Origin of the sequence: Shewanella benthica KT99 (genome assembly GCF_000172075.1) — a bacterium.
GTDB lineage: Bacteria > Pseudomonadota > Gammaproteobacteria > Enterobacterales > Shewanellaceae > Shewanella > Shewanella benthica_A.
Genome location: NZ_ABIC01000006.1, coordinates 1 through 15,144, shown reverse-complemented (window position 1 = coordinate 15,144; position 15,144 = coordinate 1). Strand labels below are relative to the sequence as shown.

Genomic DNA, 15,144 nt, shown 5'->3' with positions numbered 1-15,144 from the left:
GTTGCACCAATCAATTTCGCCCCACCAGAGAACGTGATAACAAACAGATGCACGCGCTGCTCATTAAGAGGATCATTCCGGCAGCAAACAGTGAATTATAAACTTCACTGCCTTGATCTGTGGCGATCACTAACGCGATATGCGCTGTCAAACTACGCATGGCATCGAAGACACCCGAGGGCAACTGCGTGGCATTTCCCGCCAACATCAAAGGGAGCATGGTATCCCCGATAGCGCGGTTAAAACCCAGTAACGCTGCACCACAAATATTGACTTTACAATGGGGCAAGATGACTCGCATATAGGTTTGCTCAGGGCTAAAGCCCAACGCCTGAGCCCCGAGAGCATATTGCTGCCATAAGGGCGTGGTAATGTTATCTAACATGACACAGATAACAGGTAAAATGAGCAATATCACCATACAGATAGCGGCAAACAGGCTGTAACCTGAGCCGAGCTGCAGGCCGTTACGCAGCAGCGGCAAGAGGAGAAAAAGGGCTGCTAACCCATATACCACAGTCGGTACCGCCGCCATAAATTTAAGCAGAGATCGCAAGATAACGACCAACCAACGCCGACGCGATAACAGGCAGAAGCTATTGAGACCCAGGGCGATCACAAAGGCGGCAGATGTCGAAATAAGAGCCAGTGATAAGGTGCCGAAGACCATGGCCAGAATGCCAAAATGCCCCTGTTCGGGTTGCCATTGCAGACTGAAAACAAGACTGGTTTCAGTCAAAAAAACTGGTAGCGAAAACCAAATTAAGAAACAGAATACAGCAAACAACATCAGGCCACTGATGACCACTAAAATCATCAGCAAGCCTTGCATCCAGCAATTTTGCGTGAGCGTATGGTTATGGCTTTGCATCGAGTGCAATATAACCAGATGCCTGGATGAGCTGAGCACCTTGCTTACTATAGATATAATCGATAAAAGCCTGAGTCAGACCATTAGGCGCTCCCTTAGTGTTCATATATAAGCGACGCACCACAGGATACTCCCCAGAAGCACAAGCCTCCTGACTGGGCTTAATCTGGTTATAAGTTGGCGCTTTTACCATCTCATCTATATAGCCCACGCTACTGTAACCAATAGCAGCAACATCCTGAGACACTGCGGTTTTCATCGCACCATTCGATGGCACTATGTTCGCATTGCCAGCTAGCGGTGCGCCTTTTAGCAGCTTTTTGCTGAACACTGAACGTGTACCACTCGCTTCATCGCGACTAAAGAGGTGTATCTGCCTGTCATGGCCACCGACCTCTTGCCAATTCGTAATTTTTCCCTGATAAATCGCGATGATCTGCTGCTGGCTAAGATCATTGACTGGGTTCTCGGGATGAATGATCACAGCCACACCATCGATAGCGAAGGCAAATGAATTTAACCCTAAATTCATCTCCTTATTTTTTAAAGCACGCCCGGTATTACCTATATCCACCAAGCCGTTGGCCACTTGTTGCACACCGACGCCAGATCCCCCACCAGCGATGGTGATACGAATATTGGGGTTATGCCCCATAATGTTTCTCGCAGCCTTCTTCATCACCGGAATATGCGCGGTACCACCGGCAATATTCAACTGACCACTCATCTTATCGAAAGCGGAAAGCTCATCGGCAATAAGTGGACTCGATATGAGCAAGGTAAAAATAGCCATTAAACGAACAGAACAGGTTTTCCACATCATAATAGTTCCCGGCAATAAATGTTAAGCTGAATCAGCGGTGACAGAAGATCTTTGAATAAGAGGACTCATTATTACTAATCGTTCATCCAGAGCAAGTAGTTATACTTTTTTTGCAACCTAAATCGTAATTTTTTTCTTTACAGTAACTATTAGGACAAAACGACCCACAATTAACATAATTTTAGAATACATAAAACTTTTAAATCTCCTCACTGAATAATTACTGATGATATAAGAACCACCTATATTTACAATTGGTAATATAATAATATCGACGTCGCAACAAAAAATACTATCACTTATTTTAATGCATTGTGCTGGAGTAATACAATAAGTGCAACAGGCTGAAATTTGAATAGTGAGCCAGCTGAAGGCACAATCTAAGCTCTCACACAAAAATTAAGTCCGTTATGAATAAACTCAACGAACAGTACCGACAGCTAACTCAAGAGCCACGATACCAGATTTCAGCCCTTCGTAAAACAGGGATGGGACTGAGAGGCATTGCCAAAGAGATCGGGGTACATTACAGCACTGTTAGTCGGGAGCTGAATAGAAATTCACCCCCTAATGGATACTCAGGTGCTGAGGCTCACCCGCTGAGTGATATACGGAAACGAACATCCTTAAAAGCGAACAAACGTCATAGCCACACAGATGACATCATCCGTGGCTCCGTCATTTTAGGCTGGTCTCCAGAGGCTATTAGTCTGCGAATGACGGTTGAAAGTAAAGTCACAGAGACGCTTAGCCATACGACGATCTACCGACGTATTGAAGAGAATAGGTTGCAAGGTGGTCACCTGTACCGTCAGTTGCACAGGTTTGGTAAAACACGGTGGAAGGGTGGGAAACGTAATAAAAAAGCGGGAGTTAGGCTAATTCATGATCGAGTCGATATTACAGAGCGGCCTGATATTGTGGATGCGCGGACGCGATTAGGTGATTGGGAAGGAGACACGGTACACGGGCAGAGTGCCCACCTTGTGACACTCGTCGATCGCACAAGCCGCTTTACGCTAGCCAAACGTGTATTTAGCAAAACGAAAGAAGAAGTTGGCGATGCAATGATTGCTCTGCTGAAAACCGTTCACACGGTAAAGACAGTGACGTTAGATAATGGCGGTGAATTTGCAGGTCACGTTCGAGTGTCAAAGGCAATAGGTGCAGATATGTACTTTGCCAAGCCTTATGCCAGTTGGCAACGAGGAACCAATGAGAATACCAATGGTCGGATCAGGCGTTTTTGGCCAAAAAAATTCGACATGGGCAAACTGACAGATGATGAAATTGAAAGAAGGATCTTGCTACTTAATTTCACGCCAAGAAAAGTATTAGGTGGCCTCACTCCATTTGAGGTCTATATGGGACAGGGTGTTGCACTTATTACTTGAATCCAGCGTGAATATACGAGATCACTTAATAACTATTGTCGACAAGCCATATTATTACTATCAATTTAGAGATAAAATACTCGCAGTGATTTCAGACTTAACATTTACATTGTTTAATAAATCACCTCAACAAAGTACCAAATAAATATATTTATCATCAATAGAGTCTATGCTCATGCCGCGAGATGAAAATAAAATAATCAGAAATCTGCAAATAAAAGGGAAAGAAGCGAGAGATGTTCATCAAATAATTTCAGCAACAAATAGTCAACACTCCACTCCTCTAGCAGAAAACAAAATTGGGATAAGTGATATCCACTTAGGTGCCAAATTACAGCTTGAAGCGATCGCCAGACGTGGCTGGGATGAATTAGAGAATATAACCGACAGAGAACTACGCTCAAAGATGTCCACACTGCGCCATTGGCGCAAGAGATAGCAACACACAGACTCAGCTTTTAAGAGCCTTATCACTAAGGCTCGGTATGCTACAATTTTTAGCTTTGAAGCTCTATTCCTCCAGTACTCATTAGCGGATGTTATTTTAGTTTAAACTGTTCGACTAAGGTATTTAACTGGCGCTGTGCTGCAGTCAATTCGATTGTTTCATTGACCGTTTTTTCTCCGTTCACTGATAGTTCTGCAACCATCTCACTCATCGAAGATATATTACGAGTGATCTCCGCAGACACTGCATTCTGCTCTTCCGCAGCTGTCGCGATCTGAGTATTCAACTCGGTGATCTGCTCAACTGAATCACTAATCACCCCAAGATCTTCGGCAACCTGGTGTGTCGCTTGGCTTGTTTTTTGACAGGTATCTTTTGTCGCTTGCATGGCTAACATGGCCGCATCGGCTCCAAGACGCAAGTTAGCCAATGTACACTCAATTTCGGCCGTACTTGTCTGAGTTCTGGCGGCCAACGCCCTTACCTCATCGGCAACAACGGCAAACCCCCTGCCTTGCTCTCCTGCACGAGCAGCCTCGATGGCCGCGTTTAACGCCAGTAGGTTAGTTTGATCGGCAATATCTCCGATCACCTTAAGTACATTGGTTATATCTAAGGTATCTTTATCGATTGCGGCAATATCGGCAGCTGTCTTGTCAACATCCAACGCTAACTGGGCGACAGTCTCTTCGGCCTCAGCGACTGCCACTTGGGACTTAGTCGCTTGAGAGTGAGTATTTTGAGTAAACAGCGCCGTTTCCGAGGCATTGTTAGCGACATCATTTGCGGTCGCACTCATCTCCTCAATCGCCGTCACAACCTGCTCCGTTTCCTGGGTGTGAGCATTTAATATTTCAGCGTTTGAATCTGTCTGCGCCCTCAAGCGTTCGGCACTGTGAGAGATATTATTTGCTGCCTCCTTTATCTCCAGCATCATCGCCTGCAAGCTGGCAATGAAACGGTTTATTCCTGCCGATATTTGTCCTAGATCATCGTTACTACTGACAGTTAACCGACGTGTGAGATCGCCATTCCCGGTAGATAGAGCACTTACCATCTCCTTGAGTTCAAGAATGGGCCGATATAAGACTTTTAATATTCCAAGAGAGGTCAAAACTGATATCAGCAACATGACCAGTGACAGCATAATCGCATTTTTCAGGGCTTTATCGACTCCTGCGTAAGCCACCGCTTTATCCACGCCAATAAACAAATACCAACGCTTGCCATTGACCAGCTCTATCGCCTTAGTAAAAGCCAACTTATCTACACCATCGAGACGGTACTCCTGCTGCGTTTCAAGATTAGACAGCATCTGTCTCTCTACATAGCTCAAACCTATGTCAGAAAAACGATCACCTAGCCTATAATCTCCTGAGCTAGATGCCATAAATTTTCCTGAATCGTCTGCTATCACGGCATAAGCACCTGGAAAGTTAATGCCTTTAACGCTAGCCTCTAATCTGGAGAGCTCTATGCTGCCAAAAATAGCACCATCTCCCAGACTAGCGACAATCGATATACCTTGTTCACCTGTGTATTTGTCGATATAAATATCGGTAATATCTAAGCCGTTGGCACTCCGACCTTGTTGATACCAGGGCCGAACTCTAGGGTCGTAATCGGCGGGGCTCATGCCGTTTATCCAACCATGATCGCTGGTCGAAGAGTAGGCGATACCGGATTCGAACCCTAAGCAGATATTGGTCAAATGGCTGCCGCTCTGAGCCAGTCTGGCAACCAGAGAGAAATCTTTATCTATCATGCCATTCTTATAATTTTTGACCACAGAATCTACCGCTAACACTTGATTATCAAACCAAATTTTAAGTTTATTCGACTCATAGTTGATTAAGGCTAAGCTTTTCTCATTAACACTCTGAATCGTGGTATCTCTGATATAGGTATATGAAAGCCAATTAGAAACTAATAGGCTAATAGTCAGTAATATAACTGATGATGATATTAATGCTTTTTTAAAATCCAACAATTCAGAACTTCCCTATCTGTAAAAATATAATCAAACGCGCTCAATAAAATAAAAAAAGTCAGCAAGCTATCACGACAATATCGATTCCAGAAAATTCCCCCCTAACCATAAACACAGCTAGAGTCAGGGTGCATACCAGCAGCACCAGAGCGCTCAAGCAGACAATCGTGCGTAATGTCTTGTCAAACTCCATGGTTATTCAATGCTCTTATTTAGATAAGTACGGGGAGATGCTGTCACTGAAGTGAGTCCTAAGACCCGTGTCAGTCTGTTCGATTAACATGACCGCGAGATCGAGCTCATTGGCAATCTGCATCGATCGCTCCACACTCAAGATCGTCATGGCAGTCGCAAAACAGTCGGCTACGGCGTATTGCTGATGAAGCACGGTCGCCGATACCAAGCTGTTGCTGGCCGGCATCCCTGTTATCGGATCGATAATATGACTCAAGGTCTTATCATCACTGTCGATATAATTTACATAGCTACCCGCCAATCTCTACCAGATAATGATGCACACCCAGATCATCAAGAATGTTGGCGACACGATCCACGCCATAACCTTTCGCCACCGCCGAGGGATTTATCTCTAGGCCCCTTATTACTTTCGTCACGGTTCCCGAGTCCAAGCTGAATCCATCCATGCCTGTTTTTAAGCGAGCCAGCTCTAGCTGACCACGGTTTTTACCTTGCAGAGCTCTGCGACCCCAGAATTCGATCACCGGGCCTAAGGTCACATCTAGCGCACCATAAGTTTGTGCCGAAACGCTGCGGGATATCTGCAGTACATCCCAAAGGCGCGCAGATACCGAAATAGGTTTACCTGCATCACTTAAGTTGAACTTAGAAATTTCGGAATCCTCACGGTAAACTGACAGAGATTGATTAACCCTCTCAAGCTCCTGCTCCACTAACGCCTTTATCTCTTGTTTCGATGCGAGAGTATCCTGTAGGCGCAACTGTATGGTGTAGGTCGTACCGGTTATCTGCTCGATATTGATATGCGCCCATGCCTGAGACATGAACAGCAGGGGGACTAAGCAGATCATCATCAGAAGGTTCATACCTAGCCTCTTGCTATAATTCAAAACAGCTCGCATAAATGGCGATAAAAAATGCCGATCACTGAGGTGATCGGCATGTTATCTTTAAACATCTGCTAGCAATTATTCTGCAGCAGCTTCTCTACCTGCGATACGACCAAACACGGTAATATCTGTGATGGCATTACCACCTAGGCGGTTAGAACCATGGGTCATTCCGGTAACTTCACCAGCCGCGAACAGACCAGCAATAACCTTACCTTGGGTATCGAGTACTCGGGTGTGAGTATCTGTCATCAAGCCGCCCATAGTATGGTGAACAGATGGCTTAGCAACCAACATATAGAAAGGAGGCTCCATGATAGTCTTGAGTCCACCACGATGATTAAACTCTTTATCTTCACCCGCTTTAGCAAACTGATTCACGCGTTCAACCTGAGCCATCAATGCCTTCTCATCGATACCGAACTTACCTGCCAGCTCTTCGATTGAATCGGCTTTAAACATCATACCTTTACGGTTAAGCTCTTCGAACTCATCCTTATGCACACTTACAACTTTAGCTATTTTCTCGATTTCGTTTCCCCACAGCACATAAGTTTGCTTGCCAGTCTGAGCCAAAATTGCGCTGCTAATAACGTCACGACGCTCCAACTCTTCGACGAAGCGATGACCTTCTTTGTTCACTAGCAGGGCACCGAAGAAGCGTGAATCGGCGATCAAAGAGATCGCGCCGCTATCGATATGACAGATAGGATAAGTCTGAATAGACTTCATATTATGAGTTTGAGCGTTGAGTTTCTCGGCCATCACGATACCGTCGCCCATGATCCCACGAGCATTCGTTGTGCCATAACGATTATCTAGTTCGGGAGCATATTTAGTTCGCATCTCAACGTTGGCACCGAACCCACCCGTTGCTATGATCACGCCACGCTTGGCGTAATAGGTGATCTTCTGTCCATTCTTCTCGGCTTCTACACCGATAACACGTCCACTTTGATCTTTTATCAGCGCAGTTGCTGTCGTGCGGGTATGAATTGGGATCTGCAACTCATCGGTTTTTGCCATAAATTTGCTGATCCACTCGGCGCCGGTATGGTTACGAGGGATCAGGGCACGCTTAACGCTGTGACCACCAAATTGGAATAGCTGGTCTTGATAAAAATCAACCTTAATATAGTCCCTAAGCCACTCTGCAGCAGGAAGTGCCTGCTCAGCTAAGATCTGCACCATCTCAGGATCGCCCTCATAGTCGCCGCCCTTAAGGGTATCTTTAACAAACAGCTCGATACTATCTTCGATACCCATCTTCTTCTGAACCCAGCTACCAGGCACGTTCATCTGGCCACCAGTGATCAAGCTGTTACCACCTACGGTCGGCATCTTCTCTATGATGACTACACTAGCACCGGCATTTTTAGCCGTGATAGCGGCGCTGAAACCTGCACCACCTGAACCTATGATAACCACGTCGAAGTTTTGTTCACTGTCGAGCAGGACTTTCGACTTATTATTATTCTTAGTCATACCGGCAACTAAGGTGACGCCAGCTGCAGAAAGTGAGCTCTCAACAGCCTGTTTAAATGCATCGCTGGTAATCGTCGCACCACTGATGCCATCGACTTCAGTGCTGTTATTGGCAATCATCGCATCTTTCATTTCGGTAAATACCGACGCCGCCAATATCTTATTTTCATTCTGCTTCAAGATACTAATATCGACCAGCTGGCCATTTTTAGTTTCGGTCTGAACTTGAATTTCTCCATGCTTACCAAACGCAGAACCTTCGCTCTTGGTTATTTGATCAGCCTCTTTAACCGAACACCCCATAACCAGAGCTATAATTGCGCTGGCGATAATTGTTTTTTTAATCACTTTATATTCCCATTAAATCAATCTGATACTAGAATTTAAAACCAACCGAGACGCCATATTCGATGCCATCATTAGGCGCTGCGCCCCAGCTATCGAACTGTGTCAGGTGCAACTTGGTATAGAAAGAATCACTCACACTTGTCTTTAACGTAGTGATGATCTGATGTCCGTAGCTGGCATAACCTAAGGTACTCATATGATCTTCATCACGATCGATCTGGCCTTCATAGTTAACAGATAAGGAATGCTTAAGCCCCATTGCCGAGAATGGATAACGGACGTTGATCACCACGGCATAACCGCTTAATCCATCAAAACTCTCCCCGCTAGGATCGAAGTGAGCCGCTGAGTAGTTGAGTCCGACACCTGCATTCACGAACAGAGATCCAAACTTCTGGTTGGTGGTAACACCAAGATAGAAGTTGTCTTCCATCACGGTTCGGTTAGAAATAAGAAAGTTCTGTGCCCAAATATTAAAGCTAGAATCGGCGATTTGCTTGTCAATAATAAGAAGTGATTTAACCGTTAGCTTGCCATCCTTGCCATGTTGAGCATCACTAATCTCACCTGGATTCTCCAGTTTCACATAAGCGATTAAGGTTCCCCACTCGGCCTTATTAAAGTGAGTCAACTTAACAAAAGGCTGGTCATAAGCCCCTCCATTATCAGACTTAGTATCTGAGGTATAAGCTTTGTAGCCAATATCCAGAGAAGTCGCCGACATTGCTGGTGCCACAAGAAGCATGGTCAGTGCGGTTACAAGTTGCTTTTTCATAGAGCTATTCCTTAATAAAAATATCTGGAATAGAATAAACAACCAAGAAACATTAATTGTGAGCTGGCTCGATATCTACTTTTGATTTAAATATCACTGTGGGTTTGAGAAGTAAAACCTATTAAAATGGTGCTAACACGAACAATTAAATAATTTACAATGTGAAAGTTACGTCAAAATTTTATGGACCACAAAGCAAAAAAACCACTAAAAGTAAATAAATAACAAAATGAATTTGGGTTCGTTAAAAATAATTAAGTGGATAGTCTAATATATATTAATGTAATTATTATATATTAGACAAAAATAATGATACCTTATTTAAAGCAAGGGAATGTAATGGCCAAAATATTCCTTACTTTCAGTCAGGTTATAATTAATGATGCATGGAATTTGTTATCGACAGTAGTCGAATGATACTGCCAGTCTAACTGTTTAGCTAAACGTTCAACGAGCATGAGTCCCAGACCAAATCCGCTGCGATTATGAGGTGACACTATATTGGTGATATCAATTCGCTTACCCGACTGCTCTATTCGTACACCTCGAGCACCGTGCTCTAAACTATTGCGTACCAAGTTATTTAGAATAATAGTCAGTGGTTCTTTCAACACGATCAATTCAGTATCATCACAAATTAACTCTATCTGGATGTCATCTCCTTGTGCATATTGTTGATCAAAAATGATTTTTCGTAACAATTCATCCAGTTTGACTGGACTAGACTGCATAGCAGAACACTCAGAACTCATCATCCAAAGTAAAGTCTCGGTAATAGACTTCATCTGACTTGTTGCTTGACTAGCGTGCAGCGTAGGCCCCTCTAGCTTGCCTTGTTGCAGGGTTAAAATATCAAAAGAGGACTGACATATCGCAATAGGAGTACGAAGCTCATGACTGGCAAAACGCAAAAAAGAGAGTTCGCGTTGCTGTGCCTCTTTTAACTGTCTTATCGAGATATCCAGAGCATCGACTATCGATTGCAGCTCGGAATAACATTGTTGAGGGAAGTTAAGGCTTTGCATTTTTTGCCAATCATGCTGTTTAATCGCACGACTGATTTGATGAACAGGAGAGATCACTCGGCTTTGTAGATAGAAGGCTAAACTGGCGACAACACCAAATGTCATCGTGATCAGCAAACCGAGCGCCGCCATATTTTTTGGTGCAAACTCAAGATCATGGGTGACATTATAATTTAGCCACACGTATAAGTTTTGGCCTGATGCCTGCTGATACACCATAATTGCATCGATGAACTGACCATTATGGTGATGATATTCAACTTCATTTAACCCTGTCGGTTTAATACCCTGTGTGATCGATTTGACTTGCTCTGGAACGCTATTCCAATCTGTGTATATTTTAATATTATCTGTTTGATAGAGGTTACCGGTATCGGCCAGATATTGCTCAGCCGCCTGTGCGGCACTTCTCATGGTGATGTCATGCATACTGAACATCCCTGTACACATCATACACAGTGGAATAAACATGTTGATAAGTAAGGTGACCGCTAAGAACACCACGCCATAGCATTGATAGACACGCTTTAAACTCATTTTATGCTTCACAGGCTGCCACCTTTAAACACAAACCAATCCCGCGCACGGTATGTAAGTAGTGATGTTTATAGGGTTTATCGACAATTTTTCTCAACAAATGCATATGACTCCTTAAGCTATCACTATCAGGCAAACAATCCGGCCACAATAGACGTTCAACCTCTTCTCGTTCGACCGTTTCAGGGCTGCGTCTAGCTAACAGGGATAATATTTTCCACCCCGTACGCGATAGTAAAAGCTCTTCCCCTAACCGGTGCACTCTATGACCAGCAAAATCAAACTCTAACTCTCCAATTTTTAGTAACTTAGGAGCTGGACGACGCTCAGCAATCACTTTCAGTCTGGCTACCAACTCGGGCATAGCGAAAGGTTTGATCAGATAATCATCCGCACCAACTTCAAAGCCTGAAAGTTTATCTTGTAACCCGCTGCGGGCAGTTAGCATAATCACAGGTGAAATGACGCACTGATCTTTCCACCTTTTACATGCTTCGAGTCCATCTCCATCAGGCAGGTTCAAATCAAGAATAATGGCATCAAAAATACGGCTAAACACGGCACTGTCTGCCTGCATGATGGATTCAGCATAGTCGCATTCAATACCTTTCAACTCTAGATAGTGAATGATGTTTTTAGCTAACAGACGGTTGTCTTCAACCAGCAATACCAACATTAATTATATAATCTCCAGCTGATGGGCAATATGTACTAGATTGGCACGATTACTTGCCGAGAGTTTATTTCTCATCGACTCTAAATGATATTCCACACCACGAACCGTAATGCGAAGCTGTGCTGATATTTCATGATTATGCAGTCCTATTGCCGCCATTTTCAGTGCTTTTATCGCAGTTTGATTAAATAGATTAGGTTGCAGGTATGGATTTAACTCATCATGATAGTGCTCGAATAACACCATTTGAGCTTGCTTCAGGCTAAGATCTAATCCTGAAAAATTAAGTTCGCTAGAGTCATATTTAGATAATAGAGTGAAGCGGCCGCACCATACGCTCGAAGAAAAATGCCGCAGTGGATAACTCACCACAGTGTTAATTCCATAAGAGTTAAACAGCTTCTTCGCCTTGTTAGCTTGATCATTTTCTAACAGCTGATAACAGTAAGGCTCATCTAACTGCAGCGCTGGGGCGAAATTAATGTCACTTGGAGCCACTTTAGCCAAATACTGATTTTGTAGCAATTGAACCTTAGACGATGAGCTCAAAATACCATCGGATCTATGTAGCACGCGACGAGTCAGTATGTTTTTTTTACAGTTTTGCAGATAATCTTGGTGAGCACGATTTGCAATGCCCTGAAACCAAAAACCAGCAAAACCATGTCGATTAATCACCGACTTGATGGGATTCAGAATTAGAGGGTTAATCACTATACCAGCTGTAAATTTGCTATTGTTATCTTGCAAAGAACCTTGCATAAAACCACCATACACATCAAACCAATCAAAAAAAGTCATCTTGAATTAAATAACGAGTTGAGTGAGCTCATCTAATAGCCCTCCGCGGCGCTTGTAACTCCAGCTCACCCACATGACACGACTATATCTTTAAGCCTGAATCATACCAAAATCCTTACATTGATAAACTTTGTTCAACAAGATCTTCTAAGTACACAACAAAGATATAAAAATGTTCATTTTTATTTGTCTTCTTGACGTGATTTTGACGTGATTTGACATATACTTATCTAGATATTCTCAGAAAAATAGTTTACATACCTAATTAAAACCCGAAAGTCAGTGATTAACAGCTTCTCCATAAAGGTTTAGCCTTCAATCATATAATCTGCTTTTATCTCCTCCAGACTCACACCCGCCAACAAAAAACAAAAAAAGTGTAAGGCTTTGATACAAAATAATTTAAGACTCATTAACAAGATTTAACCCTGCCGGTAATCATTCCACTTTACTTCGCTATAAAAAGTTCTAAAATCCGTCTCCCGATTTAGTCATTTAACCAAAAGTTAATTCTGTTCACTAGGAGATAAAGGTAGATACTACCGCCGTTTATGATTCAAAAAATAGCACCTTAGTTCCGGTCCTAGGACTGTCATTCTTTGCTGTAGCCTCTGATGAGCCTAATCACGACTCACTGGCGTGAGGGTAATTTGAATGCCATTAAGATGGGCTTTAGCCATGAGCAATACTGTCTTGGCTGTTGCTGGGTATTGATGGCACTCTTATTTGTACTTGGGGTCATGGACCTATTCTGGATCTCAATATTGACCTTAGTGGTGCTCATTGAGAAGCTAGCACCTAAAGGAGATATTTTCGGCAAGCCTCTCGAGCTGGTGTTAATCGCTATTTCACTGATTATGCTATTACCAATATTTTAGGATTTAAGGCTCATACTGGGCTAGCCAGGTTTTTAATAATCCATTGAGTTCTGGCCTAGCGGACTCAGACAAAGACGCTACTATTGCTTGCTGCAATCGACCATGCTCCTCTATCGCCTCATCGATCAATACCACTCCTTGTTGAGTCAGCGCCACCGAGACACTGCGCCTATCTTGCTTGCTGTTCACTCGCTCAATCAAGCCCTTGGACTCCAACTTAGTTAAACGATTAGTCATGGCACCTGAGGTGAGCATCATGGAATCTATCAGTTCAGAGGGCGTTAAACAGTACTCGCCTCCTGAACGCCTCAAGGTCGCGATCACATCAAATTCACCGGGCTTAAGATCATAGGCCTTATGACACTCGGCGACTTGTGACTCTATATGCTTACTCAAACGCATTAATCTACCGATCAGCTCCATGGGCAAGGTATCTAAATTTGGCTTCTCGGCTTTCCACTGGGCGACGACACGATCTAATCCATCCATTCCTTTTATCCTATTATTGTTATTGTTTATACTGACATTATTTGGTTTATTGAACTCAACACTAGATTAACCAGCAAAACAACTTTTACCTTATCGAAAAGATACTTCATGTGAAGGTACTTTACAAATGGTAAAATGAGGCGCAGACTACAAACTATCTTCACATGAAGGTAGTTTAACTTTGAATGAGCTTAAATCTAAGCTTAAAGATGATTTTGAGACTGTTTAATGAATATATTACTCGCGATGATCCCAGCATTTTTCTGGGGGACAACTTATGCTGTGACCCAGTTTAGCCTACCGGATTGGCCGCCGCTATTACTAGGAGCACTCAGAGCACTGCCGACCGGGCTCATCTTGCTAGCGCTTAACCCTAGCTTGCCGAAACGAAGTGATTGGGGCATCTTGCTCAAGTTGGGAAGTATTAATATCGCCGCTTTCTTCAGCCTGATTTTCGTGATGGCACTCACCTTGCCCGCGGCAATATCCGGTGTCGGCATGATATCTGTGCCTGTATTTGCCATGCTCTATCACTGGGTTGTTAGCAAGCACCGACCCAAGGGTATACAGGCCTTCTTCGGTTTCTTGTTAATCGTGTTAGCCTGGCTGTTATTCGATCCGGGCTCAATAAGCCTTAACCCTATCGGCATGCTCGCCATGCTGGGCGCGATCATCTGTATCGTAGTGGGAAGTAGCCTCACAAAAGCACTGGGTAGCCGTATCCAGTGGTGGAGCGTGTTGACATGGCAACTGATCTTAGGAGGAGGAATATTGGCCGTGGCTGCCGGGATCCAGGCCCTCATTTCCCCCGAGGTCTATGTTGAGGTATTACATAGCTTCAACCTAGCCCATGGCTTAGGCCTGCTCTGGATAATACTGCTCAATACTGCCCTAGGCTACATAATGTATGTCTGGTTGCTGCAGAGAATGACTGTGGTCGACTTTACCTTCGGCGGTATTGCCAATCCGGTCGCGGGGATAATCACAGGAATGTTGCTGTTGGGAGAGATGTTTACTCCCCACCAATATGCCTTGATGGCCAGCATGATTGTATGCTCTCTTATGCCACAGATCATAGGGCTGATACGCAATAGATTGGCACTGAATAAAGAGAAACAAGCAAGCGGGATAAGTGATAAGTGATAAAAACAGGCTAGCTGCTTTAGGCTAGCCTGTATATACAAGTTAGATTGCTCTGGTAAGCATCAGCCATACAGACAAAGATAAGCTGTTTGAGTCTCAACTTTCACCTGAAATTTAGCATCACCAGGCACATCAAATTGAGTGCCGGCATTAAAAGTCTGCCAGCTATCGCTGCCCGGCAATAAAACGGTCAATGCGCCAGCAACCACTATCATAACTTCAGGTGCTGCTGTACCAAATTCATAATCGCCAGGCTCCATCACACCGACAGATGCTGGTTTATCCTCACCCTGAAAACCGATAGATTTTACATTTCCTGCGAAATACTCATTTACTGCTAGCATAGATACACCCTCTCACAAAGCACATTAGA

General features: G+C 43.8%; 14 protein-coding genes and 1 pseudogene. 4 read left to right on the top strand and 11 right to left on the bottom strand.

Features of this window, described 5'->3' with window-relative positions; all coding sequences use genetic code 11:
* Positions 1 to 10: 10 nt before the first annotated feature.
* Both KT99_RS03680 and KT99_RS03675 read right to left on the bottom strand, forming a co-directional pair.
* Positions 11 to 871 carry a PstC family ABC transporter permease gene (locus KT99_RS03680; RefSeq protein WP_005497174.1) on the bottom strand — a complete coding sequence of 287 codons (861 nt, stop codon included), beginning with the start codon at positions 869 to 871 and terminating at the stop codon, positions 11 to 13.
* Positions 858 to 1,694 (bottom strand): phosphate ABC transporter substrate-binding protein, encoded by an 837-nt coding sequence (locus KT99_RS03675; RefSeq protein ID WP_005497173.1) that lies wholly within the window; start codon positions 1,692 to 1,694, stop codon positions 858 to 860. Before KT99_RS03675 ends, KT99_RS03680 begins: the two co-directional genes overlap by 14 nt.
* A 410-nt stretch (positions 1,695 to 2,104) precedes the next feature.
* Between KT99_RS03675 and KT99_RS03670 the strand changes: the two genes are divergently transcribed.
* Both KT99_RS03670 and KT99_RS03665 read left to right on the top strand, forming a co-directional pair.
* Positions 2,105 to 3,088 (top strand): IS30 family transposase, encoded by a 984-nt coding sequence (locus tag KT99_RS03670; protein WP_005497172.1) that lies wholly within the window; start codon positions 2,105 to 2,107, stop codon positions 3,086 to 3,088.
* Positions 3,089 to 3,263: 175 nt separating this feature from the next.
* Positions 3,264 to 3,527, top strand: a complete 264-nt coding sequence (locus KT99_RS03665) for a hypothetical protein (protein WP_232504242.1) — start codon at positions 3,264 to 3,266, stop codon at positions 3,525 to 3,527.
* Between the two features lie 100 nt (positions 3,528 to 3,627).
* On the opposite strand, the gene KT99_RS03660 is transcribed toward KT99_RS03665, so the two are convergent.
* The 7 genes and pseudogenes from KT99_RS03660 to KT99_RS03630 all read right to left on the bottom strand — a co-directional run bounded on the left by KT99_RS03660 (position 3,628) and on the right by KT99_RS03630 (position 12,222).
* On the bottom strand, positions 3,628 to 5,523 hold the full coding sequence (locus KT99_RS03660; protein WP_005497170.1) for a methyl-accepting chemotaxis protein: 1,896 nt from the start codon (positions 5,521 to 5,523) through the stop codon (positions 3,628 to 3,630).
* A 211-nt stretch (positions 5,524 to 5,734) separates the two neighbouring features.
* A pseudogene (locus KT99_RS03655) lies at positions 5,735 to 6,548 on the bottom strand (FAD:protein FMN transferase).
* A gap of 144 nt (positions 6,549 to 6,692) precedes the next feature.
* Positions 6,693 to 8,447, bottom strand: a complete 1,755-nt coding sequence (locus tag KT99_RS03650) for a flavocytochrome c (protein WP_005497164.1) — start codon at positions 8,445 to 8,447, stop codon at positions 6,693 to 6,695.
* 28 nt (positions 8,448 to 8,475) lie between these two features.
* The gene (locus KT99_RS03645) at positions 8,476 to 9,222 is read right to left on the bottom strand and encodes an outer membrane protein OmpK (protein WP_005497163.1); all 747 of its coding nucleotides are present in this window, start codon (positions 9,220 to 9,222) and stop codon (positions 8,476 to 8,478) included.
* A gap of 365 nt (positions 9,223 to 9,587) precedes the next feature.
* On the bottom strand, positions 9,588 to 10,796 hold the full coding sequence (locus KT99_RS03640) for a sensor histidine kinase (protein WP_005497162.1): 1,209 nt from the start codon (positions 10,794 to 10,796) through the stop codon (positions 9,588 to 9,590).
* Positions 10,786 to 11,460: a response regulator transcription factor gene (locus tag KT99_RS03635; protein WP_005497161.1), complete on the bottom strand. Its 675-nt coding sequence runs from the start codon at positions 11,458 to 11,460 to the stop codon at positions 10,786 to 10,788. The genes KT99_RS03640 and KT99_RS03635 overlap by 11 nt, the downstream gene beginning before the upstream one ends.
* Positions 11,461 to 11,463: 3 nt before the next feature.
* Positions 11,464 to 12,222, bottom strand: coding sequence for a helix-turn-helix domain-containing protein (locus KT99_RS03630; RefSeq protein ID WP_040571587.1), 759 nt, complete (start codon positions 12,220 to 12,222; stop codon positions 11,464 to 11,466).
* Between the two features lie 653 nt (positions 12,223 to 12,875).
* Between KT99_RS03630 and KT99_RS03625 the strand changes: the two genes are divergently transcribed.
* Positions 12,876 to 13,139: a DUF2182 domain-containing protein gene (locus KT99_RS03625; RefSeq protein WP_005497158.1), complete on the top strand. Its 264-nt coding sequence runs from the start codon at positions 12,876 to 12,878 to the stop codon at positions 13,137 to 13,139.
* A 3-nt stretch (positions 13,140 to 13,142) separates the two neighbouring features.
* Here the strand turns inward: KT99_RS03625 and KT99_RS03620 are convergent, their stop codons facing one another.
* On the bottom strand, positions 13,143 to 13,628 hold the full coding sequence (locus tag KT99_RS03620; protein ID WP_005497156.1) for a MarR family winged helix-turn-helix transcriptional regulator: 486 nt from the start codon (positions 13,626 to 13,628) through the stop codon (positions 13,143 to 13,145).
* Between the two features lie 228 nt (positions 13,629 to 13,856).
* Here KT99_RS03620 and KT99_RS03615 point away from each other — a divergent pair, with 228 nt between their 5' ends.
* A complete protein-coding gene (locus tag KT99_RS03615; RefSeq protein ID WP_005497154.1) occupies positions 13,857 to 14,771 on the top strand; it encodes a DMT family transporter in 915 nt (304 codons plus the stop codon).
* A 62-nt stretch (positions 14,772 to 14,833) separates the two neighbouring features.
* Here KT99_RS03615 and ppnP read toward each other — a convergent pair whose 3' ends face one another.
* A complete protein-coding gene (ppnP, locus tag KT99_RS03610) occupies positions 14,834 to 15,115 on the bottom strand; it encodes a pyrimidine/purine nucleoside phosphorylase (protein WP_005497152.1) in 282 nt (93 codons plus the stop codon).
* Between the last annotated feature and the right edge of the window lie 29 nt (positions 15,116 to 15,144).